The sequence below is a fragment of the Methanobrevibacter sp. genome, assembly GCF_017940815.1.
In the GTDB taxonomy this organism is placed as follows: domain Archaea; phylum Methanobacteriota; class Methanobacteria; order Methanobacteriales; family Methanobacteriaceae; genus Methanocatella.
Genome location: NZ_JAGAXX010000001.1, coordinates 1 through 25,473, shown reverse-complemented (window position 1 = coordinate 25,473; position 25,473 = coordinate 1). Strand labels below are relative to the sequence as shown.

Below are 25,473 nucleotides of genomic sequence, written 5' to 3'. Positions count from 1 at the left end.
CAGGCATTACGGTATACAGATACTTGAATGTAATGTCATTAGGATGGTGAACGTCACCGGTTTCAATCATATTTCACCTCAAAATTCATTTTTGAGATTTCATGAAATCCTTTGAAAATTACATATATGAATATAATAGTTAAATTCAAAAGTATTTAAGCTTTAAACAAGTATAAATCAATATTTAGCCAAATAAATAAAAAATAAACAGTTTTTTATAATTTAAAAACAAAATTGACCTTAAAATAAAAATTAAAAAAAAGTTGATTGAATCGAATCAATCAAAATGTCTAGATTTTCCTTGCAGTAATGCAAATCCAATCGTTTTCATCATCAACGTATGCCTTGAAATCCTTAAATCCTGTCTTTTCAAGGGATTCCTTAAGGACTTCCTCAGAATAGATTTTCATGTCCAGGAGCTCAACCAGATCATCGTATTTTTCCATCTCTCCTTCACGGTAGACCGCTTCGTTGCAGAAAAATACAAGACCGTCCTTCTTGAGAACCCTGTTGACCTCTTTCAGGTCATTTATGAAATCAGGCCAGAAGTATATTGTCTCAAATCCTGTGACAATGTCGAATGTCTCATCGTAAAACGGCATTTCTGAAACTGATCCCTGCAAGACGTTGACTATTCCCCTGTCAATTGCGTCCTTGTTAAGCTCTATTGACTTTTCAACGCTCACTTCGGAGTAGTCTATTCCGACAACCCTTCCGTTGTCTGATATCTGTGCCGCAAACCTTTCGATGTTTCTTCCGCCACCGCATCCGATATCCAGAATCTTGCTGTCTTTCCGGATTTCAAAATGGCTCACTCCCCACTGTGCCATGGACTCGTGGGATTTGTTCATCCTGTCAAGAATCTGATGGCCCAATTCTCCTACAGGCTTTCTTGCGTTCTTGATTAGTTCCTTATCCTCTATATGATGACCTGTGTTTACCTTATCGTTTTCTGACATTTCATCACCTACTTTTTCATTCCTTTTCGGGTCTTTATAGCTTGACCTGTCTCGAACTGCTCTATCTCGCATGCTCCTAAAAGAGCCTTACCGTAGGCAAGCAACTTATCCTCCTCATTTACAATTAAAACCTCATCCTTTGAGCGTATGTTTTCGTCACATTCAACGACGAACTTGCAGAACACGCTTTTACCGTCAAGTGCAAAAGGTTCTGAGTCCTTGTTTACAACCACACGGTTTTGCGGATACGGCATTGCATTGTGAAGTCTTTTTGCGCCCTCTTTTGACAGAATAAGGTATGAGTCTGACGCCCTCATGTTGACAATGAGGACCTTGCCGTCATAGATGTGCCTGATTTTTCCGGTTTTCTTACTCTTTTCAATGTTGATTTTACCTGTGAAGAGCGCTTCACCTGCTCCAACACCGAACTGATAGTCTGCAATTGCCTTAATCTTTTTGATGTCATCCTTGGTGTATCTGACCTCTTCTGAAGCCTCGAACTTGTTGAAAAGCTCAATGTCAAGGTCCTTCATGACCCTGGAGTGGATGAGCACCTGATCATAATATTCAATAAACTCGTTTATGAAGTCCTCTATGAACTCAATGCTGTCCACATCACGTGTTTTTGGTGAGTCGTTCTGGCTTAGCGGATAGACCTCATCTATTTCAAGAGGTATGAGTCCGAACGGAATGTCCAATACCATGAAGTCTGTGTTTTCCTCATCTATCTCATGCTCTTCGCCGTAGACATAGAATTCACCTAGCTTTCCTGATACGAATTTTGAGTAAGGCTTTCTTGTTGGCGGAAGGATTACCAGGTCACGCTTTTTAGGCATTTGCCTGAGCTTTTCAAGGTGTCTTATGACTTCAGGCCTTAAAAGGGATTCCGGGCCTGTGTAGAAGAATGCTGATTTTTTGCTTCTTGGGTCGTATTTTTCCAGGTCCCTTGAATAAAGTCCCAATTGCCTTCTTGCCTCAAGAAGTGCAGGATGGGCTCTGCATCTCTCTTCGACAAGTTCCATAAGGCTTCCATCATAAATGGCCTGTCTGATTAATCTCAACTCCGCAAAGGATACGTGAAGGTTGTGTTGAGCTATTAGATCCCTCCTTTGCTTTTTAGGCATTGCCCTCAAGTCATCCGGAGTGTATTTGGTACAAACCTCACAGGAGCATGGCATTTCCTGAAGGTTTTCAAGCTTGTATGTTCCCCTTGTTGAAAGGAGCCTGTCATCCTCTGCATATAAAATGTATGCAGCTGAATCGAAGAGGTCACATCCCATTGCAACGCATAGCGCAAATATCATCGGATGTCCCGCTCCCATCAGGTGACGAGGAGTGTCGTCTCCAAGTTCCTTCATTGAGTTCATTACAACGTCCACAAGGTCCTTGTAGTGGTAGGACTCCATAAGTGGAACGACCGCACCGATAGGATATAAGTCCGCATCCAATTTGGTCAGCTCTTTTGCGCATTCCCTTCTCAAGTCGAGAAATGTTGAGCCTTGAACCACTGAGTTCAAAAGCATCTCTATGTTGTTTTCCTTTTTGAACTCGACGGCTTCCCTTGCCCTTTCAAGGGTGATTTCAAGGTCACTTTCAGCCTTCTCCCTGTCGACGAACGGCGCTGTCGGAATGTCCAGGCTTGTTCCGATGTCTGTTTTTATCAATTCCTGAAACTCAAGGACTTCCTTGTTGGTGATTTCAACATCACCGTACACTGAAAGCTGGAATGATCCTGAATCTGTCATGATAGGTCCGTCAAAGTTGATTAGCTTGTGAAGACCTTCCTCAACAGCCTTTGCCTTAAGTTCCTCATCCTTATAAATCAAGTATGCATTTGTTATCACGATGTCCGCACCGTACTTGGCAACGTCTATCGCCTGTTTTCTCGGGTGAATTACGGGCATCAGTGCAGGTGTCTTGACATCCCCATGCTTGGTTTTCAAAACGCCAACACGTCCCATATTGTCTTTCGCTTTAATTTCAAACATTTATTTTACCTTACTAATATTAATTAAAATTACTTTTAAATTAGAAATTATATAAATTTTGCTCACATTGAAGATAAAAATTGGAATTTGAATGTATTTGACAATATTGGAGGAAAAAAATAAAAAAAAGGTTAAGATAACTTAACCTTATGTAGATGTCCATCTACATCGGTGAATCAATTATTATAGGATTGATTAAACTTTAATGGTTTCGGAATCTCTTCTGGGGAGAAATAACTTATATAAATTTAACATTATTTCCATAGTTGAACAAATTCTATCATCAGTGTTTTTAAGCGAAACGATAGTAAACCTATTTTTAGAATTTAAATCAATCCCATATCGCATCATAGCATTGCATCAAATTTTTCCGCAATGCCATGGAGTGTCAACAATTTTTAAAGACGCATAGACCTACGTCCCATCTTATCAGAGGTTACCGATAATCAGACTAAGCAAAAATACATTTATTTTATGCTTAATGTCAGCATTCATAATATTCCCAATATAAATCAAAATGCATATGAATGCTACTTTATTATTATAAAATAAGCACCTATATAAATGTTTTTATCAAATAATAACAAAAATACTACACTAATGACAAAAATAAGCAATATTAAGTGAGAAAAATAGCCGATTATTAGCCTCGAAATTAAAAATGTTCACATCACTACCCATATTATCAGATATCCTCCATTCTAAAACATTTATAGAAAAAATCAACTACAAAAATATCATACATTTAAGTTTTAGAATTGAAATTTAAACAATGTACAAAAGTGTTCTTCAAAACTTGAATTATAGGAACATATAGAAAAGAGGAAAGTCCTGTTTTAAACTATATCATTAAGAAAGGTCAAAAATTACACTTAGATACAATGAGTTATGAAGAAAATGCCCGAATAATTAGTGATGATATTTTTGATTTGGTGAATGAATGTTTCCGTCAGGAAAAAAGTACCCGAAATAATGAAAGTAGGGTCAATTTTTTTGACACTTACAATGATTATTTTGTTTTAACAGATGATGGATCCTATTCTATTAATTCAAAAGAAATAAACCATAAAGTTGAAACATTACATACATCTACCGGTGCAATAAGTGAGTCATTTGAGAAATTCATCAAGCCGATGAAATTCGACTACACCAAAGACATCGCCATTCTTGACATATGCGCAGGGTTAGGTTACAATTCATCAGCTGCAATAGCTGACTTCATGAAAAACTCAACCGAACACCTGACAGTCGACATGGTGGAAATATCAAAAGCAACATTCGCATGCGGGCTTCTTGTTCCATCACCTATACCGGAACACGACATAACCAAAAAGGCAATTGAGGATGAACTTATCGCCCAGGATTACGCAACATTGAGCCTTGAGGAATGTGAAATTCCCGAAAACATCGACATCAACGTTTACATTGAGGATGCAAGGCAAACCGTTCAGAAATTGGATGATGACACATACGATGCAATATTCTTGGATCCGTTCAGCCAAAACATGGCTCCCGAGTTGTTCTCACTTGAGTTCTTCAAGGAATTCAGACGCATAATCAAGGACGACGGAATCATTGCAACCTACACCTCATCAGCTCCGGTTAGAGCAGCATTCATCGAGGCAGGTTTCTACATCGGTCTCGGCCCAATTTTCGGAAGAAAGCAAGGAGGAACACTTGCAAGCCCTAATCCTTTGATGCTTGATTATTCCCTTCCGAGAAATGACGAGGTGAGAATTGCCCTTTCAGATGTAGGAATACCATTCAGGGACCCTGGCCTGAACAATTCAAGCGACACAATACTTGAAAACAGAACAGAGGAAAGGCATGAGGCAAGGCACAACACCAAAATCTCATCAGCAGTGAAAACCCCAATCTTTTTAGGGGTTGAAATGGATGATGAAAAGCTTAAAAGACGTGTCGAAAGAAACCTTGAGAAAATGAACATCCCGTCAACAACGTCAAAAGAAGCGAATTACATCGTTGAGGTTGAGGATTCTTACCTTGAAAAACAGGACAGCGAAAACAATTCGACAAACAGAATTTTGGAAATGAAAAAAAGATTAAAAAAAGTAAAAAATGAGAAATTATAGTTTAATATAATCTCCACTTTTAAGAAGGTATGCCATTTCTTTTGTGGATTTCTCCGGAGAGGTGATAGCAGTCAAATGATATGAACTGCCCACTTCATGCTCATGACCAAATATTGAGTAGTCACTGTCACAATCGGCACAGAAGATTGCACCTTCTGCACTGCTTCCTTCCTTGTTACCGGTTGCCGGGAAAATTCCCCAGTTGGATGTTTCATCTCCAGCCCAAAAGACACCCCAATATAAGTTATGACCATGACAATGAGGACAAGTTCTTTCAAACTCAACCATATACCATGTATAACCGTATTGAGACTCTTCACTTGCTGTAGATGGCCTTCCGATAGCCAATATAGTTTTTCCATCTTCAGAAACACCATATTGAGTATATGCCACACCCATCTCATGCTTTATGACAGAGATCTGTCTAGTCACCTTATATCCGGTGCTTAAATCTTCACATACAACCTTGTATTTACCGATAGGCAACTTGAAGGAAACACTTGCAACACCTTTGGAATTGGTTGTTACTGTGTGTGCCACGCCGTTAAGAGTTATCTTCATCTTAGTGTTTTTAGCAACATCACCGCTCTGTTTCAAGAGGGTTGCCTCATAGGTTGAAGCCTTATTTTCAATAGCTCCCATATCCCTAGCAATGATTGATGCCAGCTTAACTGTCACCTTTTTGCTTATTGTGTATTTGGTATACGGATCGACAATCTTGAAAACATGGACCCCTTTAGCTAATTTGAAGCTTACGGTTGCCACACCTTTTGAATTGGTCTTAACCTTCTTCTTTGAACCATCAATGTACACCTTCATCTTTTTATTTGCAGCCAACTCACCATTGGTCTTGTGCAAAGTGATTGGAAACTTGGAAGTCACGTCACTGAACACAGTCATTGGACTTGCAGATAAAGGAGACAATACTGTTAAGGTATTTGATACTTTTTCACCTGTTTGTGGATTTACAGATTGAATCTTGTATGTTCCAGGTGGAGATACGACCTTAATAGAAGCCACACCTTTAGAATTGGTTTTCTTGTAAAAGGTTTCGCCCCTTACAATGAACCTGATCTTTTTCTTTTTGAGAACTTTTCCGTTGGTTCCATAAAATGTGGCCTTGAATTTTTTAGATCCTTTATAATACTTTTTCAGGTCAGATGAAGTAATTGATGATTTAATTGAAATTTTATTTGAAATTTGATATCCATTTGGATGGATTGCATAAACCACATAATTTCCCTTCTTCAAGTCCAAGGCGAGACTTGCAACACCTTTTGAATTGGTTTTGCTTGTGTAGGTCTTGCCGTTGATTTTGAATTTGACATCAGTATTTTTCAATGCATTACCTTTTGAATCTAAAAAGGTTGCAGTGTATTGTGTGGAACTCTTATAGGTTTTAGTAACATCCTTACCGGTGATTACCGGCAATACCTTAATCTTATTTGAAGTTGTGGTATTTCCGAATATTGCTGAAATGGTATAAGTGTTCGGAGTCAAATCCAATGCTAGAGAAGCTTTACCATTGGTATCAGTGGTTCTTACATAAGTCTTACCATTGAGTTTCAATGTTACATCAGCATTACTGACCGGAGCGTCACCATCAGACAAAGTCACCTGATAACTGGACCCTCCCTTGTAATACATGCTTACATCACTGCCCTTCAACGAATAGTCATTTTGGGCAGGTGTAGTGTCATTAGCAGACAATACCTCAACATCACTCGATGGAGGTTCCTCATCCACTTCATTAGCAACCACATCATCTGTTGAGTTTGAGTCAACTGCTGCGACTGCAGACACAGACAACATGAAAACCAATGTCATTATTATTAAACAAAATTTTTTATTAAACATACGTTAACTCCATTTAACATTTGTTCGTACTAAATTATTTTTAGTTAAAGGTATAAAAAGCTTTTTATTTTCAAAAAGAGCACATTACAGTTAGATTATGCATAAATAAGTCAAAATAAGTTAATATGAAGTATAAAAAGGTAAGACTAATTGGAATACGTTTTAAAAGACAAAATCCATTTAAATCGGAAATAATTTTAAGGGCTTTTATCCAAAACCTCTTTTAAATATGGCAATTGGTGAAAAGAAGGTATCACCATCGGCAAATATGGTAAAAAATGATTAATTAATTAATATTGCTCTAATTTAAAAAAAAAGAAAAATTAATAGCTTAAAATTAAATCTAAGCCACTATTCTACAGTTACACATTTCGCTAAATTTTTTGGCTTGTCAGGGTCATGACCCTTCTCAAGAGTGATGTAATAAGCGATGAGTTGGAGAGGAACAATATAGACCAGAGGTGCAATAATCTCCTTAACCTCTGAGTTGATTCCAATCACATCACTTGATTTTGCCTTGAGTGACTCGTCATCAGCAGAACCGATTGCAAGCACATTTGCCCCACGGGATTTTACCTCTTCCAGATTGCTCATGGTCTTGCGGTAATTGTCCCCTGGAGGAATTATGACCACAACAGGTATTCCCTCATCTATCAAAGCCAGAGGACCATGCTTCAACTCACCTGCAGCGTATCCCTCACCGTGAATGTATGTGATCTCCTTAAGCTTCAATGCACCCTCCAAAGCTGTAGGGTATGAGTATCCCCTTCCAAGATAGAAGAAGTCACGTGCAAAGTTGTATCTTTTTGACAGTTCCTTGATGTCCCCAACGCTGCCTAAAGCCTCATCAATGAAGTCAGGCACCTTGTCAAGTTCTTTAAGGAGTTCAACATTTTTAGAAATGAGTGCCGCAAACAGGTAAATCGCAGTCAATTGCGCAACATATGTCTTGGTTGCCGCAACACCTATTTCAGGACCTGCCTGAGTCTGGATGACATATTGGGCCCTTCGGGTTATTGATGAACCTGCAACATTGACTATACCCAATGTCTTTGAGGTCTGGTTTGCAACATCCAATGCCTTGAGCGAGTCTGCGGTTTCACCGGATTGTGAAATGAATATGACCAATGTGTCCTCATTTAAAGTGTTTGCAGAGTACTTGAACTCAGATGCCAAAATCACATCGGTCGGAATGCCTGCAAGAGATTCAATCAGGTACTTACCGGTCAATGATGCATGGTAAGATGTTCCGCATGCAACAAAGCATATCCTTTGCAGGTCTCCCACATCATCAATTATCTCCTGGATGTTGTCCTTTTGGGTCAAGGTGTTCCTGACCGCTGTTGCCTGCTCGTTGATTTCCTTAATCATGAAGTGGTCGTAACCTTCCTTTTCAGCCATTTCAGGTGTCCAGTTGATAGTGTCGATTTCCTTGTTTACGACATTGTCAAACTCATCATGAACAACGACACCTTCCCTGTCGAGGATTACGATTTCACCCTTTTCGGGATAGATTATGTCACGAGCATATTTCAAGATGGCCGGTGAGTCGGATGCTAAGTAAAATCCGTCTTCGCCCAAACCAACAATCAATGGAGAGTCCTTACGGGTTGCAACAATCTTGTCAGGTTCGTTTTTTGAGATTGCTGCGATTGCATATGCTCCCTCAATGACATCGATTGTCTTTCTGACTGCATGCTCAAGGTCGAATTTCTCATCCATATACTTTTGAATGAGGTGAGGAATGACCTCTGTGTCAGTGTCTGACTTGAATACGTGACCTTCAAGGATTAGCTTTTCCTTGATTTCCAGATAATTCTCAATGATACCGTTGTGAACGACTGCAACGGTATTGTCTTCATCAACGTGAGGGTGGGAATTTAGTTTTGACGGGTCTCCATGAGTCGCCCACCTTACATGTGCAATACCGAAGCTTCCAGGCATGTCTGTAAGGTCAAGTTTCTTGTCCACTTCCTGAATTTTTCCTTTGTCCTTTTTTATGTGGATCTTATCTTCAAAAAATGTAGCAAGGCCGATTGAATCGTATCCACGGTATTCCAATTTTGAAATGCAGTCAAAAAGTATTGGTGCCACATCTGCTTCCTCTTTTAATATACACCCTACAATTCCACACATATTATCACCTTTGATATTCGTAAATTTCCTTATACATGTTCACAACATCCCCTATAATCAGGATTGCCGGGGTGTTGATTTCCTTATCGGCAATATCGCCCAAGGTTCCAAATACAAGGTTTTCGTTCGGTAATGTTCCGCTTTCAACCGCACATACAGGTGTGTCGGCTGAGCGGTATTTCATGATTTCTGAGGTATTTTCCTTTATGTTTCCAATACCCATCAAAATGATTAATGTATCGGCAGTATAATCCCAGTGAACCTGACTTTCAGGTTTTGTCGGGTCTTCATGACCTGTCACGATAGTTACTGAGGTTGCCACTGCCCTGTGAGTTACTGGTAGTCCTAAAGAAGTTGGTGCTCCAATAGCTGAAGTTACACCTGGAATTACTTCAAATTTGATATCATGTTCCATTAAAGCCAATATCTCTTCTCCACCACGACCAAAGACGAAAGGGTCTCCTCCCTTAAGCCTTACAACATTTTCATGATTTTGAGCCTGTTCGATTATCAACTCATTTATCTCGTCCTGAGTTTTGTAATGCTCGCCTGCCTTTTTACCTACATATATTCTTTCAGCAGTTTCCGGAGCGTGAGCTAATATTTCTTCATTAGCCAGATAATCATACAATACAACATCCGCTTTATTTAGAGCCTTTACAGCCTTAAGAGTTATTAAATCAGCATCTCCAGGTCCTGCACCAATTAAATAAACTACCATTATATCACTTTATACTTATAAAAATCCTTTGAAAAAGTTTAAACCGTCATCTGAACCGAATAGTTTCTCACATGCCCTTTCAGGGTGAGGCATCATTGCGCATACAAGACCTGATTCATCACATACGCTTGTGATTGCTTCCATTGAACCGTTAGGGTTCTTTCCTTCAAACTGAAGCACGATTTGGTCTTGGTCTTTTAACAAGTCAATGTCTTCTGTGTAGAATCTTCCTTCTGCGTGTGCGATTGGAAGAGCGATTGTTTGATTTGTCTTGAACGCTTTTGTGAATGGAGTCCTGTTGGTTGCCACTTTCAATTCAACCCATTCACAGTTGAATTTAGGATATTCATTTGTGATGAAAATTCCCGGAACGAGTCCTATTTCACCTAAGATTTGTGCTCCATTACATATTCCTAAAACAGGTTTTTCCTCTTTCACCAATTCTTTAATTCCGTCAATTACAGGAGTGATTGATGCCATTGCACCAGCCCTCAAGTAATCTCCATATGAAAATCCACCAGGAATCACGATTCCATCATAATCGGTGAGCTTCTCTTCACTCCACCAGATGTATTCAGGAGTCATGCCCGCTAATTCAATGGCCTTTGCAACATCACGGTCGCAGTTGGTTCCCGGAAATCTAATTACTCCAATTTTCATGTTCTCACCTTATTTACCGCAAGCCATGTTTTGTGGAATAACATTAATTTTATAATCATGAATTACAGGATTACAAAGCAATCTTTCACACATGTCAACAACGTTTTCTCTGATTGCTTCTCTGTCTTCCCCTTCCATTTGGAACTTGAGGATTTCAACAGTTTTCATGTTGCTCACTTCGTATCCGAGCAATTCAAGAGATCTTTCGATTGTTGTTGCTTCTGGATTTAACATACCGCTTTTAAGAGAGATTTTCACTTCAATATCAAATAACATTTAAATCACCTTTTCATCATCAGGAATGATCCTGTTGTAAACTTCAATATACGCTTCCATTACCTCATCGTCTTTTCCTTTCCTGAACAATTCCTTGTCAAGCATTTCAAGGGTTTCGCTGTCCCATAATCTGCATCCGTCAGGGGAGATTTCATCACCTAAAAGGATTTTGCCGTCCTTGTCCTTACCGAACTCAACTTTGTAGTCGACCAAAATGATTCCTGCATCTGCGAAGAATTTGGTTAAAATCTCATTGATTTTCAATGCCTTTTCGGTCAACAGGTCGATTTCCTCTTGGGTTGCGATTCCCAATGCCTTGATGATTGAATCGTTTAACATAGGGTCATGGTATTCGTCAGCCTTGAAATCCATTTGCACGATTGGCGGTTCAAGTCTTGTACCGTCTGCAATCGGGTATTTGCGAACTAAACTACCAGTCGCAATATTTCTCACGATAACTTCGATAGGAATCATTTCAAGTTTTTTTGCAAGCATGACGCTTGGTTCAGGAAGGTCAATGAATTGGGTTTCAACACCGTTTTCTTCCAGAACCTTGAAGATTTTAGCTGAAATGACAGCATTGTATGCTCCCTTGTTGTTCATCACTTCCTTGCGTTCGCCATCACCGGCAGTCATGTCATCTCTAAACTCGATGATTACTTTATCGTCATCATCTGTGGTAAATACGCTTTTTACTTTTCCACTATTAATTAACTCTTTTTTGTTCATGATATCAACAAAATTATTAAATTATTATATTATAATTTTTGGCTTTAATATTATATAAAAATAGTTTTTTACATTGGTATGATTGGCAATTTGATGGTTAGAATTTATTATCAGGGTGTTTTTTTAAGTATTTTGAAAAGGACTTTTCCGTTAGGAATCTTTTTTGATTAAGCATTTTCCTCCAGATTTCATCTCCCTCCTTTCGGGTTATGATTCCTAAATTGAATGCTTTAACAAGAATATCACCTGTCCTGATTCTGGTTATACCATATATATTTACCGCTTCAATAACATCTTTAGTATTGTTGCTTGCTAAAATTCCATTGTTTTCAACAGCTAATGCAATTGCAGCAGCTTCTCCATTACCGATCATTCTACCAGTGAGTTTTCCATTTCGAAGTTCTGTAAAAAAATCATAAGTTTTGGATTCAATGTCAAAATCTACAACCTCAAGGAACCCCTCGCTAACCATTTCATCAATTCTTTCCTTCAAAATGTACACTCTGGAAAATTCTCTGTAGACCTCATAGGGTATGAAAATTTTTTTAAAAAGTTCCTTTAAAATTAAAACATCACCAATACTGACAAAACAGCTCAAACAATCAGTATCATAGAATACATCATCGCTCATAACTCCTCCAAATTATATACCAAATCCTGCAAGTATGATTGGAGCAAATACTCTTCCCTCTTGCCATTTGAAATCAAATCCCTCTCGAAAGCTTTTTCAACAAGTCGTGCGTAATTTCCAATAGTGTAATTCTTATCGATATAGGGCTCATATAAACTTAGGCCGTATCCTCTGCGGATAGCATGATATTTTATTTTTGGCTTAAATGAATTGAATTCGTCTTTTGTTATTTCATCATGAAACATTAACCTGTAAAGAAGTGCCTCATGAGAAATCTGAAAATACTGTTCACAATCAATTATTGAATTCAAATCCCATTTTATAATGTTATTTTCTTTTTTATAATTGTATAATGCTCCAGTTGGCAATAATAAAAATGATGCAAATTGATTTGCACGCTTTTCAATCTCATCATCACTGTTCACATTGCAAATGGTGAAAATCGGTTTTTCATAGAACAAGTGAAAGATTTCATGTGCTGCGGTGAAGGTTTGTCTTCCTTTAGAATGATATGAATTGATGAACATTATTTTTTGTGAATTTATGATATTGCATGCCCCGCTGATATCCTCAGGCATATCCAAGAAAACTATTGTCAAATTCTTAATTTTATTAGTTATGACTGGAAAAAAATCAATTGGATCATTGAGATTAATTCCAATATCCAATCTAAACTGAATTGCTAACTGATTGAGTTCATATAAATTCATCTAATCACCATTTAACTCATCTAATTCTTTTAAATTCTTGATTATTCTATTCATATTCGCCAATGTATTTAAATCCAAATCTTTAGATGCTCTGAATTTAAACTCCTCTTTGGAATAATTGCCAATTCCACTTAAGATATATTCTTCAGGACAATTATAAAGTTCACATAGTTTATTTAATGAAGAGAATTTTAATTTCCTATCATTACTTTCTAATTTAGCAATATGTGTTTGTTTAAATCCTAAATAATCTGCAATTTGTTTTTGAGTAAAATTATGCATTTTTCTTAATTTTTTAAGTCTATCACCCACATTTTCATTCATTTTTATTACCCTCCTTAAAATATAATATTAGTTTGGAATAAATTATATATAAATATTTATCCAAATATATTCCCATTTTGATTTTGGTTCATAAATTTGCCAGGACAATAGAATAGAAAAAACAATATTCTGAAGAGATATCAAAAAAGACTTTATCATTACTGGTAATTTACCCCATACAATACACATAATTTTTATTAGAGAATTCAAGTCAATGAAAACATTTAAAAAGATTGAAAATAAATTAACAAATAATGAGATGACAACCGACAGAGACATCACGTCCCGTCAAGCCATTGTCGATACTAACTATGGGGAATCTCAACTTGAAATTCTTTTGAAGGCGCACGGTTTGATTGAAAGAATATCAGAAATATAATGGAAATCAACGAAACAATTCGATAAAATTATTGAGTGCAAATATGCTAAACGAGAAATAGCATGAAAAGATATATGGAGGAAACAAGTATGAGAGTCAACCCAATGGAAAGATATTACATTAAAATAGGAAAAGAACAGGGGATAGAAGAAGGAATAGAGGAAGGGCTGAAAAAAGGAATAGAATATGGAATTGAAGAGGGCATACTTCAAATGGCAGTTAAACTAATTGAAAATGGCCAAACAATGAACTATGCAACCAAAATATCAGGATTGTCAAAGGAAGAAATATTAAAACACAAAATTATCAAAGACCATTACCTTAAGATGAATGAATCACAGGAATCAAGCACAGATGATACTGCTTAAAAAAAAATAAAAAAAAGGATAGTAGTTATAATTTATTTATTGGAATTCCCACATGTTCCTCTTGAGGGAACTTCATCCCGTTCAAAAGCCCGTTTGGAAGCTCGGACATTATAATGACCGGAAACTCATCATTTGGCCTTATGAACATCTGATGTGTCACGTCCTGACGTGTGGTAACTACTATTTCATAGGAATCATCCTTTAAGGTCACCTCCCCATCCATGAAAACCTCATTGAAGGGCTGGCTTAAAAGATAATCCGGCAAATCTTCTTCGATTTCAAAATGATTTAAAAGGTCCTTTAAAATCATTCAATCATTCCATGCTTGGAAGCTTGTCCTGATCTGAATCATAGGATGAACCTATCAAATCACCGGTTTCAGTATCGTATTGCCTGAATCCGCCGTCCTTATATGTAACTTCACGGTAATATCCTTCACCGTTTTGTGCATTGAACTTAACTTCTTCTGAAACAATGTCTCCAACTTTATCCATCACTGAACCTCCGGAAGATCCTGAAGAAGAACTTTCTGAAGATGCAACATTACTTACTTTATCCATTATATCACCTATTGAATTTGAATTATCAATTCCCGCTTCACTCATTACGTGAAACGCTGTTGCGCCACCGGCAACTACTACAACTGCAATAATTGCCAATATCACTAAAATAAAGCTTTTCATATTTTCACCTCACATTAGTTTTCCAATAGTTATATGAAAATAGTTATTAAAATACTTTTCTACTAATTTATATAGGTTAAAAACACAATTATTAATCATGAACATGAAAGACACCGTAATACTTCTTATATTCCTGCTGGCAATCGTAGGACTATTGGTTGGAATCTGCTGCACAGAGGATTTGGACAGTGCAAACTCTCATGAAAGCAGTTTAGAAAAGCTCTTCAGCGATGATGACGGTGATATAACCATCAGCCTAGAAAAAAAAGAAAAAGATGAGTTAAGTAAATACTTTACCTAAACTCTTTCTTCAGCCTTGTCCCAATCAGGGTTTTTAGCCGGAAGAATTGTAAATACCAATGTTGCGATAAGCAATGCCGCCGCTGATATCACTGTGAAAATCAGCTGGTCAGTGGTTCCTTGGCTTACCACATCATACATTCCACCGATCCACACTATTGCAACGAATATCGGCAGGATGTATTTTACAACGACAATCCACCATTTTCCCAATTTAAGTGTTTTTGACCTTGAATTCAAGAAGTCAATGAGTTTTTCAGCCTTGAATATCCATGCGAAAATGATGCACTCAAAGATAACACCAAGAAGAATTGCAATCTGGTTGATGAATGTGTCCACAAATCCTAGCACGGATCCACCGTATGCGGTTGCATAAATCATTGATATTGCTGCGCCTACAATGATGAGTATTGTCATTGTCCTTGACCTTGTAAGGCCGAACTTGTTCTGGATTGAAAATGACAACGGCTCGATTGTGGAAAGGATGCTTGTAAGACCTGCAAGGTAAACTGTAAGGAAGAACAGAGGTCCTAAAACGTAAGCCCATTGGCCCAATACGTTAAATACTGTAGGATATACGATAAACACAAGTCCTGTTCCCTGAGTCACAAGGTCTGCAACTGCGGTTCCTGACTGAAGTGACATGTAACCCAAGATTGAAAATACACCCAATGCGGCGAAGTTTTCAAAAATGGAGTTTGCAAGTGCGATTGAGATTGTGTTTGTGATTAAATCCGCATCGTCCTTGGTGTAGCTTGCGTAAGTGAATGCAATTGACATTCCCAAACTCAATGAGAACACGATTTGTCCGAATGCAGCCATCCATATCTCGAAATTGCCTAAAAGTGACCAGTCCGGATTGAAGAGTTCCGCAAGTCCGATTGATGCTCCAGGCAATGTGAGTGAGAATCCGACAATTACCACCATTATGGCAAACAATAGAGGCACAAGAACTTTTGAAACCTTTCCTAGGCCTGCTTCAAGGTCCCTGTGTGAAATAAACCAAATGATTACCCAACCGACAAGCATTGCAACTGCAATGAGCGGAATGAAGTGCAAGAGTCCAGTGATGGAATCTGAAGATTGAAGAAGGGTTGTTGTGAAGTATACGTTAGGGTCTGCCCCCCAACCCTTGAAGAAACTCAAGAACATGTAGATTCCGTCCCAACCCAAAATAGCTGAGTAATAAATCATAATCATAAAAACGGCAACTGGCAAGAACCAGCCTAAATACTCCCATTTGGAGTTAATCTTTTTAACAGCCTTCGCAAAGGAAGACTTGAAATTGTATCCCACACCATACTCCAATATAAGGAACGGAATTCCCATAAGGAGGATTGCGACAATGTATGGAATGTAGAAAGCACCTCCCCCGTTGGAGTACAATACATAAGGATATCTCCAAATGTTTCCTAATCCGACAGCAGAACCAATCATCGCAAGGATGAATGACATGTTGCTGCCCCATTCATTTTTATCTTTTGACATAATCAATTTTCCTATACAATTATAGTCATTATTTTTGTAATTGGAAAGATAAAAAGGTTTATATTTGAAAAAAAGAAGTGAAATTTTAAAAATAAATGAATAATCAATTTAAACCAATAATATTATTGGCATAAATTGAACAAAGTAAAATAATTTAGTCTTCACCTTGTGGTTTGTCAATACTTTCGGCAGAATTTCCGATTGAAATCTTGTCGAGAACTGATGAGCCGTAATGAGGCAAGATAACAAGACCTATGATTGTTGCCATCCAGAATGAAATGAGCCTTTCAATCAAGGTTACAGGCGCTGCAAGTGACATGGACACTCCCGCCTTTGAGTAGAATCCAACCATTACACCGTCAACGGCACCAAGACCTCCCGGCAAGAGCGGAATCATACCGACAAGTGATGCGATGATGAAAACCTCACCGATGACAACCACGTTCAATGTTGCTCCGAACGCAAGGAAAACTATGTAAACACGCAGAATCTCAAATACCCATATCACAAATGACAATGGGATTATGTAATACAATACCTTCCTGTTTGAGATGAGCACAGCCATGGTTTCCTGAAATCCGAAAATGTTTTCGTGAATGGTCTTCTTCATGTTTTCAGACCCGTTCTTGCGGACCCTTTTGACAATCCCAAGAATGAATCCCTCAACCTTGTATCCGAAAGTTGGCTTTATGCACAAATAGATTAGAATTGCAAGGATTGCAACGATTGCTATTACCGCCAAGATCAGAACTATGAGCAGCCAGGTAGGCATCTGGAAGTAGAACACTGTTGCAGCGATTGTTATTATCGCAAGTACGATGAACGGAAATGTGTCAAGCATCCTGTCAGCCACAACGGTAGCCAATGTGTCCTTAAGATGAGAGTCATGCTCCTCTGCAAGGATGTATGCCCTTACAGGCTCACCTCCACCACGACCGGAAGGAGTGATGTTGTTTATTGCAAGACCCACCATGGTAATAGGAAGCAATTGTGCAAAACTAACTTTGATATCGGTTATGTTGATAATCCATTTCCAACGAAGGTTATACAACAAATAAGTGAATATCTGCACACCAATAGCCAATACAATCAGTGCAGGATTGGCATTCTTTAATGTTTCGATTATCTTATCAATACCCACAAAATAAAGCATTACAGCCAAAATTGCTATACTTAAAATGATAAAAAATGCAGATTTCTTGTCCATGATATTATATAATATTTAATACATTATAAAAATTTTGAATATGAATGAACATTAATATTGTCCAAAATCGATTTCATTCAATATATGTGCAACACGATCTTCCTCAGGAGGAAGTTGCATGTAATCCCCATAAATAGGAGTTAAAGTATTATAATCATCATTAGGAATGTTTGCTTCGATATCTTCAAAAATGGATCTTTTAGGAGGTTTATAATCCTCTTTTTTAAATGTGACTTTCTCCATTAAAGTCAAATCGGTAACAAAATTCCCACTATCTGATTCATATTTCCTAAACAGGTTATATAATCTCTTTTGAAAGAATTTTGGAGTTAAATTAAAAATATTCAAGAACCTATGAACAGTATTTAAAATCAGATTAACTGCTTTTGAATAGTTATCGAACTTTAAAACAGAAATGGAATACAATCTGGCCAAATAGTAACATCTTTGAATAAATAATTTCCTTTTTATTTTATTATCCGGCAAATGGTCTAAAATAAATAAATCAATGTGAATTCCCAATTTGAATGAAACTTGCTCATCCCAATATTCCGCCCAATAGGTGCCATTCAGTGACATTCTTCCAAATTGAAAAAAATATTCATTATTATATCTTGAATCAAAAATTGTGTATTTATCATTTGGATTACTTTCCATGACTTTCAAGAATTCCTCATAATCCTTTCTAAACATGATAACATCAACGTCATCATCCCATGGGATAAAACCCTGGTGCCTAATAGCTCCAATCTGAGTTCCATAAATTAAATAATACTCTATATCATGTTCATCACAGATTTTAATGAAATCTTTTAGAATCATCAATTCTATCTTTTTAATATGATTAAGAGTTTCATCATCGGTTTTATTCATCTTATCCCAAGTTAATATTTATTAATTACATTTAAATCTTTATTTTCAAAGTCTTCCATTATTTTACAAATAGCTTTGGAAACTTCAAAATCAATATATGCATTGTTAATTCCCAATTCAATGGATTTTGCAAATGCCACTAGTTCATATCTTATTCCTTCACCGTCCAACTGGTAAAAGTATTTTTTATTGTCCTCTTGATTCTCATACCTTAACTCAAAGTAATCGGTTTTCCACCAAGGGGCTGGAACATATGCATATCCATTAGAACCTGAAATGATTAATTCCCCTTCTGATTTAACACCGTTTGCAACCTTGATTGATGCAACTGCATTATCATATAGGAGATCTATTTTTGTAAATAAGTCAAAATTAGAGTCTTTATCAAGCATTAATGAATTAATGGTTTTTTGCTTATAATCAACGCCAAGAATCTGGAATATTGGCAAGAGTGCTGTTGGTGCCCAGGAAGTAATACTGTTCCATGAGTTATCGTCAAATTCCCTTAAACTAGTGCATGTGGCATCAATAGAGTAGATGTCTCCGATTTTGCCTCCTTTAAGTATCAGCAATAATCTGCTGTATGCAGTGGCGTAAGCGGTTTTGATGGAATCCATCAGTATCAAATCATTTTCCAATGCCAGATTTTCAAGTTCAACGCATTCCTTTTCACTTAATGCTATAGGGGATTCGCAAAGGACATGTTTGCCGTTTTCCAATGCTTGTTTTATTTGAGAATAATGTTGTGATGGATGTGAGATGATGAATACTGCATCAACAACATTCAGCAACTCTTCATAATCATTAGTCAGTAATATCTCATCGTTTTCATATTGTTTTTTCTCATTGTCCTTATCAGTGCATATTGCATTCACGTCAATTCCGTTGACCAGTTTGGATTCATCATAGAATTTCTTTAAGATATTACCTTCACCGATAAGTCCTAGATTGATGGAGCGATATTGGGATCTGATGTCTGAGCTGGAAACTCCTTCAGTCCTTTCAAGATAAACCACATCACAGTAGTCTTTCAAGTAATCAAAATGACCAACCCAATCGGAACCCACTGTGAATATGTCCACGCCCATTCTTTTGATATCATCGATTTTTTGACCTTCATATTCTTCAATGATGATTTCATCTGCAAGTCCTGTTGCACGAACAGACTCGATTCTTTCCATTAATGATTGTTTAACATTGATTTTACCACGTTGCTTGTCAAAATCATCAGCGGTAACGCCCACAATCAGGTAATCTCCCAATTCTTTAGCACGTTCCAATAATCTTTGATGACCATAATGGAATAGATCATAGGTTCCATAGGTTATTACTTTAATCATTTTAATATTCCTCTTTTCTCCAAGCCCTGAAATGCCTCAATGAGCTTATCGTTGTCTTCAATTGTTAAATTTCCAATGTGGCCAACCCTGAACATTTTCTCTCCGACTTCACCGCCGCTTGGGTTTACCCAGATGCCATATTCTTTTTTAAGAGCATCCACAATCTCACTAGCCTGTGAATTAACACAATAAACGCCTGTGACTGCATTTCCCATGTTCTTGCAATGAATTTCAAAAGGAAGGTCTTTGATTCTGTCCCTGAAATCATTTGCCAAAGCGGTGATTCTTTTAATCTCTGCTTCAACACCACCCTGATTTTCAATTTCTTTTAATCTTTGATTGATTTGCAATAGAATTGAAACAGCAGGAGTAAATGGGGTTTGACCTCTTTCACCATTTTTCAACATGTCTTTTAAATCAAAATACATGCATTTACATTCATTGGCGTTTACACGTTCTAATGCTTTTTCACCAAGAACGATTACGGAAATTCCCGGAGGACATGCCAATGCCTTTTGAGATCCGGTTATGATAACGTCAATGCCCTTTTCAGTCATGTTCAATGGATCTGCCAAAAATGAACTGATGGCGTCAACTACCAGGAATATGTTGTTTTTTCTGCAGAAATCGGAAATCAGATCCAAGTCATAATGAACACAGGAGCTTGTTTCACAAATATTTACCAAAAATCCGGTGTATCCCTGATTGTTGTATTCATCCAGGATTTCAGAAGTGATATCCTGTCCAAAATCAAGTTTTATTTCATCATGAGGGATATCGTGAAGTTCACATAAGTCAACGAAACGCTGACCGAATCCTCCGCCGTTTACTACTAAAACCTTGTCTTTGGAAGTGAAAACATTCATTACTGTAGTTTCCATGGCTGCAGTTCCAGAACCGGTTACAAAAATCACTCTTGAATCTTCACTGGCATAGACAAATTCTTTCATTAGCTTTTCATTTTCAAGCATTACCTGTGAGAACTCATCGTTTCTAAAATATGGTGTCTGTTCGCCACCGATTTTTAGCACTTCCTCACTACTCATTACAGGACCGACAGTAAAATTTAACAATGTATCACTCTCATTCAATTATGAAGTACTTGTAATGGGTTTCGCTGTGATCGCTTAAATCCTCGAAAAGGTCATCTGAAAATACTTCATTAGGATTTAGGTATTTGAATAATTCCATGTATTCATCTTCAGTTCTGTATATTGCACTGTAATCTGCTTCCAAACCTTCAGAATAGAAATCTTTAAGAGTTAATCTTTCACCCATGTGGGATATAGGTTCCATGATGAACAGTTTTTTGTCTTCAGCGCCCACTTTGTTAAGCTCTTCGAAAACCAGTTTGATGTCTTCATCGTTAATGTACATTAATACTCCACTGAAGATGATTAAATCGAATGGTGGTTCGATTAAAAGTTCGTCTGCTTTAATATCGGTTGCAGACATTAACTGGAATTTGCAGTTATCGTAATCATATGTTTCATTAGCAATGTCAATCAAGTCTTCAGTGTAGTCTATTCCTAAAAATGATTCACACTTGTCATGTAATGCTTCAACCCAACGGCCAATTCCGCATCCGACTTCAAGAACTTTTTTATCGCTGACATCAATGTGTTCAAGCAATAATTTCTTCTCTTCAATGTGTCTTTGTTCTGAGTTTTCCTTATCCTGGAATAATACAATGGATAAATCACTTTCCAACTCACGGTTAGCTCTATCAGCAAAGAAATTTTTTACCTCATCCGGGTCAATATCCTTATTTTCTCCATATAATCTTGACATTTAAACACCTAATATAATTATATATAATATATTTTATAACATTAATCTATAAAATATTTTTGATGTAATATAAATTTATTTAAATAATTAGGAGATTAATATTGTTTTTAATAATCAATATGTCCTAATTGATTTTAGAAAACTGACCATTTATTCAAATAAATAAGTAAATAACAATGATTAATTAAATTCAAGGAAATAATAAAGTATAAATTATAATATTTATTGAAATATTATATAATATCCATTTGCAAATACATTCAATGTTAATCCGATTAAATTATTGGAAAGTTATTTGCAAGAGGAAAATAGAAGGATATAATAACATGATTAGAACAAAAAGATACGATGAAAAAACATTGAAACATTTACAACAAGTGGAACTGAAAATATTAAAGTATTTCATTGAAGTTTGTGAAGAAAATGATTTAACTTATTTTATGTATGCTGGAAGTTTACTTGGAGTTATCAGACATCAGGGATTCATACCTTGGGATGATGATATTGATGTGATCATGTTTAGAAAAGACTTTGAAAAATTAAATAAGATTTTTGAAAAAAGCATTGATGAAAAATATGACTTTTTCAATGTTTTAAATGAGGAGACTTACCATTACACTTGGGGAAGATTAACCCTTAAAAATACCCTATTTAGGGAATGGTGGGGCGACCAGGTTGACTACACCCCAAATATATTCATAGATATTTTCATTTTAGATAATGTGCCAAGCAATAAGTTTAAAAAATTTATTCATAAATGGAAATCATTCGCATTGAATCAATTGACAATGTATTCCATTCTTAAATATGAAAATCCTTCTAAAATAAAACAGATCATTCAGGATACAATTTATTACATATTAAAGGTTATTCCAGTATCAACAATGACCATTAAAGAAAAATGCGTGAAATCATTTTCGAAGTATCAATTTGAAGAATGTGAGGAAGTATGCGATTTCCCCTCAGAAAACCAAATGCAAATGTCCTTTAAAAAAGATTGGTTGCCTTTAAAAAAAGCTAAGTTTGAAGATATAGAAGTTTGTATACCAAATAATTATGATAAGATATTAAGAATGGATTTTAATAACTATATGGAATTGCCTCCAGAAGAATCAAGATTCAATCCCGCACCTGAAGAAATTGATTTTGGAGAATACTAAAAAGTGTTTATAAAATTGGTTAAAAAGTAAATAATTAAATTATAATTATTTAACTTGATTTTAATTATTAAAAATAAGATTCTGCTAGTTTAATATCAGAAGGATGAGTTATTTTAAAATTCCTTTTATCCCCAGGGAATAATTTAACATCTACATCTCTTAAATAAAAAAGCATCATAGCTTCATTTAATTTATCAATTTCCTCTGAGGATAAATCATTATAAATTTTCATAAAAGTATCAATATTAAAAGATTGAGGAGTTTGTGCATGATATAAATATTTCCTTTGAGGGATATTATTAATTTTGTCACCGTTTTTAGATTCAAAAATAACATCAGTAGCAGGTATTACTGGACTAGCTGCACCCTCTTCCATTGCATATCTGATACTATCAATAATTAATTTTTCAGACACAAATATTCTTGATGCATCATGAGTTACTAAAATGGAATCTTTTTCACAGTTTTGAGATTTCATGTAATTTATAGAATTTAAAATAGTATCATTACGAGTTAAACCACCCTCTATAACTACAATCTTCTCATTTTGAGAACAATATTTATTTATTAACAGTTTTGTCTTATCCATATAATCTTTTGGAGAGGAAACAATAATTTTATCAAAATCTTTAACATTTAAAAATGTTTCAACAGAATGAGCTAAAATCGGCTTATCATTAATCAGGACAAATTGTTTAGGCATGCCCTGTTTTAATCTAGTCCCTATTCCTCCAGCTAGCATAGCTGCACAAATCATCAAATCACCTATAATTTATTCCAAAATTTTTCAAAAGCTATTTTTGGATTTATTCTATCAATTACTACATCATATGTAAAATCAATTGTTGCAGATTCAATATTATTCTTTTTACATAATTCTTTCATTACAACAATTGTATTTTTCCCTTCAAAAAGAATTCCTGATGCTTTTTCATCAATTACAATTTTTTGACCATATAAAACGCCTAACGTATGGTTTCTACTTACATTTAAAGTAGATGCAGTAATAATATCTCCAAAACCACAATAATCATCAACAGTATCTCTATTTCCACCCAATTTTTCTATTAAATCTTTAGTTTCATTATATGTTTTAGTGAATACTGAAAAACGAGCATTATCATTTATTTTCATACCTTCACAAATTCCTTGTGAAATGGCTATTACATTCTTGATTACACCACAATATTCAACACCAATGACATCATCAGTTGTGGAAACTTTAAATTTAGGGGTTGATAATAATTTTTTAACTTTTTCAAGATATTGTTTATTTTTACATGCAATTGATGTGGATGAAAATCCCATAGAAACCATTTCCCCAGCTATATTCGGTCCGGATAAGACAACAGCTGGGCGACCTATCTCTTCTTCAATAATTTCACTCATTCTCTTATTAGATTCTTTTTCTAATCCTTTAGCAGTGCTAACAATAATACATTCATCTGAAATAATTTCTTTTAAATTATGAGCCATCTGTCTAATTGTAGAGGAAGGTAAAGTTAAAAAAATTATTTCAGAATTTTTAAATTCATTTAAATCATTAACCGCCACAATATTCTCTTTTAAACAAACATCTGGAAAGTATTCTTTATTACAATTAGTATTATTTATTGAATTAACAACTTCAATCCGTTTAGCATATAATAAAACTTTTTGAGTATTTTCACAGATGGTTTGAGAAATAGCGGTTCCCATAGAACCTGCACCAATTACTCCAATATTTGAAAACATAAATATCTATTTAATTTTTTAATATAAAAATTAATACTCCCCAAAATCTAGAATTTCGGGAGCCGCATTATATCGATCTTCTTTAGGAGGAATTTTCATATAATCCCCATAAATTTGAGTTAAAAGTTTATCATAATTTTTAGGAATTGTTACCTCAAAATCTTCAAATTTAGCTTTGATAGATGGTTCAAAATCATCTCTTTGATAAGCCATAAACCCTGCAAGATTAAAACAATCCGTAACCTTCTCAGTTTCTTTATTATTAAAAAAAGTTATTTCTTTAGTGAGTAACCGTTTCCAAAATCTACGACTTATTGGAAGTTTGTCTAAAATATCATGAACCATATGATGAAGTTTAGTGCCTAATTTAGAATACATATCCATTCTAATACAAGAATTAATCACAAATTGGTAAAAAAAAGTATAACCTTTATGATGTAATTTGCCTAAAAAATCACTATTTGGAATGTTATCAAGTACAAATATATCTATATTAATTCCCAAATCATAATCAACATAAGAACTATACCAACGACCAAAAGTAGTATTTTTAAGTGAAACTTTAGCAAAATAAGCAAAACAATCATCAATGTAATCCATTTGAATAATATCATATTTACTAGGTAACTTATTGTAAAGGATTTCTAAAGCCTTATCAAAGTCTTCTCTAAATAAAATAATATCTATATCATCATCCCATGGAATAAAACCACCATGCCTTATAGTTCCTAAAAGAGAACCACCATACATATAATAATTTAGATTATGGTCATCTAATATTTTTACAACATCCTTAAGAATCATTAATTCAACTTCTTGCAAATGTTTTATTTCAGCATCGCCATATTTTCTAAATTCCTCCGCACGCATGAACATTACTCTATTAAAAAAAATATTTAAATTTTTGTGAAAAAATTAAAAAAAAGAGTCTGTAAAATTTTATAGGCTTATTTAATTTTTATGTGATTTTGTGTCCAGTTTTGCATTTGGAAGTCTAAAAATGTTAGAATTCCATTTTTGGTCTTGTATAATTTCTTTATTTTTTCTGGGTTGGTTTGTCTGTAGT

27 protein-coding genes are annotated in these 25,473 nt (G+C 35.6%); 5 read left to right on the top strand and 22 right to left on the bottom strand.

All coding sequences use genetic code 11. From position 1 onward, the window contains the following. Positions 1–290: 290 nt before the first annotated feature. Positions 291–959 (bottom strand): class I SAM-dependent methyltransferase, encoded by a 669-nt coding sequence (locus ILA26_RS00135; RefSeq protein WP_366514863.1) that lies wholly within the window; start codon positions 957–959, stop codon positions 291–293. A gap of 8 nt (positions 960–967) precedes the next feature. After that, the gene (gene tgtA, locus ILA26_RS00130; protein ID WP_292892784.1) at positions 968–2,947 is read right to left on the bottom strand and encodes a tRNA guanosine(15) transglycosylase TgtA; all 1,980 of its coding nucleotides are present in this window, start codon (positions 2,945–2,947) and stop codon (positions 968–970) included. A gap of 881 nt (positions 2,948–3,828) precedes the next feature. Between tgtA and ILA26_RS00125 the strand changes: the two genes are divergently transcribed. Then, positions 3,829–5,040, top strand: a complete 1,212-nt coding sequence (locus ILA26_RS00125) for an MnmC family methyltransferase (RefSeq protein ID WP_292892782.1) — start codon at positions 3,829–3,831, stop codon at positions 5,038–5,040. On the opposite strand, the gene ILA26_RS00120 is transcribed toward ILA26_RS00125, so the two are convergent. The 9 genes from ILA26_RS00120 to ILA26_RS00080 all read right to left on the bottom strand — a co-directional run bounded on the left by ILA26_RS00120 (position 5,035) and on the right by ILA26_RS00080 (position 13,084). Continuing rightward, positions 5,035–6,867, bottom strand: a complete 1,833-nt coding sequence (locus tag ILA26_RS00120; RefSeq protein WP_292892780.1) for a hypothetical protein — start codon at positions 6,865–6,867, stop codon at positions 5,035–5,037. The genes ILA26_RS00125 and ILA26_RS00120 overlap by 6 nt on opposite strands. Positions 6,868–7,248: 381 nt before the next feature. Continuing rightward, entirely contained in the window at positions 7,249–9,033 is a 1,785-nt protein-coding gene (gene glmS, locus ILA26_RS00115; RefSeq protein WP_292892778.1) for a glutamine--fructose-6-phosphate transaminase (isomerizing), read from the bottom strand. A gap of 4 nt (positions 9,034–9,037) precedes the next feature. Then, the gene (gene cobA, locus ILA26_RS00110; RefSeq protein WP_292892776.1) at positions 9,038–9,754 is read right to left on the bottom strand and encodes a uroporphyrinogen-III C-methyltransferase; all 717 of its coding nucleotides are present in this window, start codon (positions 9,752–9,754) and stop codon (positions 9,038–9,040) included. Between the two features lie 15 nt (positions 9,755–9,769). After that, a complete protein-coding gene (purQ, locus tag ILA26_RS00105) occupies positions 9,770–10,414 on the bottom strand; it encodes a phosphoribosylformylglycinamidine synthase subunit PurQ (RefSeq protein WP_292892774.1) in 645 nt (214 codons plus the stop codon). A 9-nt stretch (positions 10,415–10,423) separates the two neighbouring features. Continuing rightward, positions 10,424–10,690, bottom strand: a complete 267-nt coding sequence (gene purS / locus ILA26_RS00100) for a phosphoribosylformylglycinamidine synthase subunit PurS (protein ID WP_116591189.1) — start codon at positions 10,688–10,690, stop codon at positions 10,424–10,426. Then, a complete protein-coding gene (gene purC / locus ILA26_RS00095; RefSeq protein ID WP_292892772.1) occupies positions 10,691–11,419 on the bottom strand; it encodes a phosphoribosylaminoimidazolesuccinocarboxamide synthase in 729 nt (242 codons plus the stop codon). 97 nt (positions 11,420–11,516) lie between these two features. Further along, positions 11,517–12,050 carry a hypothetical protein gene (locus ILA26_RS00090; protein WP_292892770.1) on the bottom strand — a complete coding sequence of 178 codons (534 nt, stop codon included), beginning with the start codon at positions 12,048–12,050 and terminating at the stop codon, positions 11,517–11,519. Next, positions 12,047–12,760, bottom strand: coding sequence for an ImmA/IrrE family metallo-endopeptidase (locus ILA26_RS00085; RefSeq protein WP_292892768.1), 714 nt, complete (start codon positions 12,758–12,760; stop codon positions 12,047–12,049). The genes ILA26_RS00090 and ILA26_RS00085 overlap by 4 nt, the downstream gene beginning before the upstream one ends. After that, positions 12,761–13,084: a helix-turn-helix transcriptional regulator gene (locus tag ILA26_RS00080; RefSeq protein WP_292892766.1), complete on the bottom strand. Its 324-nt coding sequence runs from the start codon at positions 13,082–13,084 to the stop codon at positions 12,761–12,763. It abuts the gene before it with no gap. A gap of 214 nt (positions 13,085–13,298) precedes the next feature. Here ILA26_RS00080 and ILA26_RS00075 point away from each other — a divergent pair, with 214 nt between their 5' ends. Both ILA26_RS00075 and ILA26_RS00070 read left to right on the top strand, forming a co-directional pair. Continuing rightward, positions 13,299–13,463, top strand: coding sequence for a hypothetical protein (locus ILA26_RS00075; protein WP_292892765.1), 165 nt, complete (start codon positions 13,299–13,301; stop codon positions 13,461–13,463). A 62-nt stretch (positions 13,464–13,525) separates the two neighbouring features. Then, complete coding sequence (locus ILA26_RS00070; RefSeq protein WP_292892763.1) at positions 13,526–13,831, top strand: hypothetical protein; 306 nt, start codon at positions 13,526–13,528, stop codon at positions 13,829–13,831. 25 nt (positions 13,832–13,856) lie between these two features. On the opposite strand, the gene ILA26_RS00065 is transcribed toward ILA26_RS00070, so the two are convergent. Both ILA26_RS00065 and ILA26_RS00060 read right to left on the bottom strand, forming a co-directional pair. Continuing rightward, positions 13,857–14,141, bottom strand: coding sequence for a hypothetical protein (locus ILA26_RS00065; protein ID WP_292892761.1), 285 nt, complete (start codon positions 14,139–14,141; stop codon positions 13,857–13,859). A 4-nt stretch (positions 14,142–14,145) separates the two neighbouring features. After that, positions 14,146–14,514, bottom strand: coding sequence for a flagellar protein, FliL (locus ILA26_RS00060; protein ID WP_292892759.1), 369 nt, complete (start codon positions 14,512–14,514; stop codon positions 14,146–14,148). Positions 14,515–14,611: 97 nt separating this feature from the next. Between ILA26_RS00060 and ILA26_RS00055 the strand changes: the two genes are divergently transcribed. Then, the gene (locus ILA26_RS00055; protein WP_292892758.1) at positions 14,612–14,815 is read left to right on the top strand and encodes a hypothetical protein; all 204 of its coding nucleotides are present in this window, start codon (positions 14,612–14,614) and stop codon (positions 14,813–14,815) included. Here ILA26_RS00055 and ILA26_RS00050 read toward each other — a convergent pair. The 6 genes from ILA26_RS00050 to ILA26_RS00025 form a co-directional block, all read right to left on the bottom strand. Then, entirely contained in the window at positions 14,812–16,302 is a 1,491-nt protein-coding gene (locus ILA26_RS00050; RefSeq protein WP_292892756.1) for a sodium-dependent transporter, read from the bottom strand. The genes ILA26_RS00055 and ILA26_RS00050 overlap by 4 nt on opposite strands. Positions 16,303–16,456: 154 nt before the next feature. Further along, entirely contained in the window at positions 16,457–17,509 is a 1,053-nt protein-coding gene (locus tag ILA26_RS00045) for a UPF0104 family protein (RefSeq protein WP_292892754.1), read from the bottom strand. A gap of 51 nt (positions 17,510–17,560) precedes the next feature. After that, positions 17,561–18,382, bottom strand: coding sequence for a LicD family protein (locus ILA26_RS00040; protein ID WP_292892752.1), 822 nt, complete (start codon positions 18,380–18,382; stop codon positions 17,561–17,563). Between the two features lie 11 nt (positions 18,383–18,393). After that, complete coding sequence (locus ILA26_RS00035) at positions 18,394–19,722, bottom strand: Gfo/Idh/MocA family oxidoreductase (protein ID WP_292892750.1); 1,329 nt, start codon at positions 19,720–19,722, stop codon at positions 18,394–18,396. Then, a complete protein-coding gene (locus ILA26_RS00030; RefSeq protein ID WP_292892748.1) occupies positions 19,719–20,795 on the bottom strand; it encodes an aminotransferase class V-fold PLP-dependent enzyme in 1,077 nt (358 codons plus the stop codon). The genes ILA26_RS00035 and ILA26_RS00030 overlap by 4 nt, the downstream gene beginning before the upstream one ends. Positions 20,796–20,805: 10 nt before the next feature. After that, positions 20,806–21,513, bottom strand: a complete 708-nt coding sequence (locus ILA26_RS00025; protein WP_292892746.1) for a class I SAM-dependent methyltransferase — start codon at positions 21,511–21,513, stop codon at positions 20,806–20,808. A 326-nt stretch (positions 21,514–21,839) separates the two neighbouring features. Between ILA26_RS00025 and ILA26_RS00020 the strand changes: the two genes are divergently transcribed. Beyond that, positions 21,840–22,673 carry a LicD family protein gene (locus ILA26_RS00020; RefSeq protein WP_292892744.1) on the top strand — a complete coding sequence of 278 codons (834 nt, stop codon included), beginning with the start codon at positions 21,840–21,842 and terminating at the stop codon, positions 22,671–22,673. 67 nt (positions 22,674–22,740) lie between these two features. Here ILA26_RS00020 and ILA26_RS00015 read toward each other — a convergent pair whose 3' ends face one another. Genes ILA26_RS00015 through ILA26_RS00005 form a run of 3 tightly spaced genes read right to left on the bottom strand, consistent with a single transcriptional unit; the run spans position 22,741 to position 25,277 of the window. Continuing rightward, the gene (locus tag ILA26_RS00015) at positions 22,741–23,430 is read right to left on the bottom strand and encodes a 2-C-methyl-D-erythritol 4-phosphate cytidylyltransferase (protein WP_292892742.1); all 690 of its coding nucleotides are present in this window, start codon (positions 23,428–23,430) and stop codon (positions 22,741–22,743) included. 8 nt (positions 23,431–23,438) lie between these two features. Continuing rightward, positions 23,439–24,407 carry an NAD(P)H-dependent glycerol-3-phosphate dehydrogenase gene (locus ILA26_RS00010; protein WP_292892740.1) on the bottom strand — a complete coding sequence of 323 codons (969 nt, stop codon included), beginning with the start codon at positions 24,405–24,407 and terminating at the stop codon, positions 23,439–23,441. A gap of 30 nt (positions 24,408–24,437) precedes the next feature. Continuing rightward, positions 24,438–25,277, bottom strand: a complete 840-nt coding sequence (locus tag ILA26_RS00005; protein ID WP_292892738.1) for a LicD family protein — start codon at positions 25,275–25,277, stop codon at positions 24,438–24,440. Between the last annotated feature and the right edge of the window lie 196 nt (positions 25,278–25,473).

What these genes read in the sequence shown, in the direction of transcription:
- ILA26_RS00135 (WP_366514863.1), bottom strand. Translation starts at nt 959, where the DNA reads ATGTCAGAAAACGATAAGGTAAACACAGGTCATCATATAGAGGATAAG.
- tgtA (WP_292892784.1), bottom strand. Translation starts at nt 2,947, where the DNA reads ATGTTTGAAATTAAAGCGAAAGACAATATGGGACGTGTTGGCGTTTTG.
- ILA26_RS00125 (WP_292892782.1), top strand. Translation starts at nt 3,829, where the DNA reads ATGAGTTATGAAGAAAATGCCCGAATAATTAGTGATGATATTTTTGAT.
- ILA26_RS00120 (WP_292892780.1), bottom strand. Translation starts at nt 6,867, where the DNA reads ATGACATTGGTTTTCATGTTGTCTGTGTCTGCAGTCGCAGCAGTTGAC.
- glmS (WP_292892778.1), bottom strand. Translation starts at nt 9,033, where the DNA reads ATGTGTGGAATTGTAGGGTGTATATTAAAAGAGGAAGCAGATGTGGCA.
- cobA (WP_292892776.1), bottom strand. Translation starts at nt 9,754, where the DNA reads ATGGTAGTTTATTTAATTGGTGCAGGACCTGGAGATGCTGATTTAATA.
- purQ (WP_292892774.1), bottom strand. Translation starts at nt 10,414, where the DNA reads ATGAAAATTGGAGTAATTAGATTTCCGGGAACCAACTGCGACCGTGAT.
- purS (WP_116591189.1), bottom strand. Translation starts at nt 10,690, where the DNA reads ATGTTATTTGATATTGAAGTGAAAATCTCTCTTAAAAGCGGTATGTTA.
- purC (WP_292892772.1), bottom strand. Translation starts at nt 11,419, where the DNA reads ATGAACAAAAAAGAGTTAATTAATAGTGGAAAAGTAAAAAGCGTATTT.
- ILA26_RS00090 (WP_292892770.1), bottom strand. Translation starts at nt 12,050, where the DNA reads ATGAGCGATGATGTATTCTATGATACTGATTGTTTGAGCTGTTTTGTC.
- ILA26_RS00085 (WP_292892768.1), bottom strand. Translation starts at nt 12,760, where the DNA reads ATGAATTTATATGAACTCAATCAGTTAGCAATTCAGTTTAGATTGGAT.
- ILA26_RS00080 (WP_292892766.1), bottom strand. Translation starts at nt 13,084, where the DNA reads ATGAATGAAAATGTGGGTGATAGACTTAAAAAATTAAGAAAAATGCAT.
- ILA26_RS00075 (WP_292892765.1), top strand. Translation starts at nt 13,299, where the DNA reads ATGAAAACATTTAAAAAGATTGAAAATAAATTAACAAATAATGAGATG.
- ILA26_RS00070 (WP_292892763.1), top strand. Translation starts at nt 13,526, where the DNA reads ATGAAAAGATATATGGAGGAAACAAGTATGAGAGTCAACCCAATGGAA.
- ILA26_RS00065 (WP_292892761.1), bottom strand. Translation starts at nt 14,141, where the DNA reads ATGATTTTAAAGGACCTTTTAAATCATTTTGAAATCGAAGAAGATTTG.
- ILA26_RS00060 (WP_292892759.1), bottom strand. Translation starts at nt 14,514, where the DNA reads ATGAAAAGCTTTATTTTAGTGATATTGGCAATTATTGCAGTTGTAGTA.
- ILA26_RS00055 (WP_292892758.1), top strand. Translation starts at nt 14,612, where the DNA reads ATGAACATGAAAGACACCGTAATACTTCTTATATTCCTGCTGGCAATC.
- ILA26_RS00050 (WP_292892756.1), bottom strand. Translation starts at nt 16,302, where the DNA reads ATGTCAAAAGATAAAAATGAATGGGGCAGCAACATGTCATTCATCCTT.
- ILA26_RS00045 (WP_292892754.1), bottom strand. Translation starts at nt 17,509, where the DNA reads ATGGACAAGAAATCTGCATTTTTTATCATTTTAAGTATAGCAATTTTG.
- ILA26_RS00040 (WP_292892752.1), bottom strand. Translation starts at nt 18,382, where the DNA reads ATGAATAAAACCGATGATGAAACTCTTAATCATATTAAAAAGATAGAA.
- ILA26_RS00035 (WP_292892750.1), bottom strand. Translation starts at nt 19,722, where the DNA reads ATGATTAAAGTAATAACCTATGGAACCTATGATCTATTCCATTATGGT.
- ILA26_RS00025 (WP_292892746.1), bottom strand. Translation starts at nt 21,513, where the DNA reads ATGTCAAGATTATATGGAGAAAATAAGGATATTGACCCGGATGAGGTA.
- ILA26_RS00020 (WP_292892744.1), top strand. Translation starts at nt 21,840, where the DNA reads ATGATTAGAACAAAAAGATACGATGAAAAAACATTGAAACATTTACAA.
- ILA26_RS00015 (WP_292892742.1), bottom strand. Translation starts at nt 23,430, where the DNA reads ATGATTTGTGCAGCTATGCTAGCTGGAGGAATAGGGACTAGATTAAAA.
- ILA26_RS00010 (WP_292892740.1), bottom strand. Translation starts at nt 24,407, where the DNA reads ATGTTTTCAAATATTGGAGTAATTGGTGCAGGTTCTATGGGAACCGCT.
- ILA26_RS00005 (WP_292892738.1), bottom strand. Translation starts at nt 25,277, where the DNA reads ATGCGTGCGGAGGAATTTAGAAAATATGGCGATGCTGAAATAAAACAT.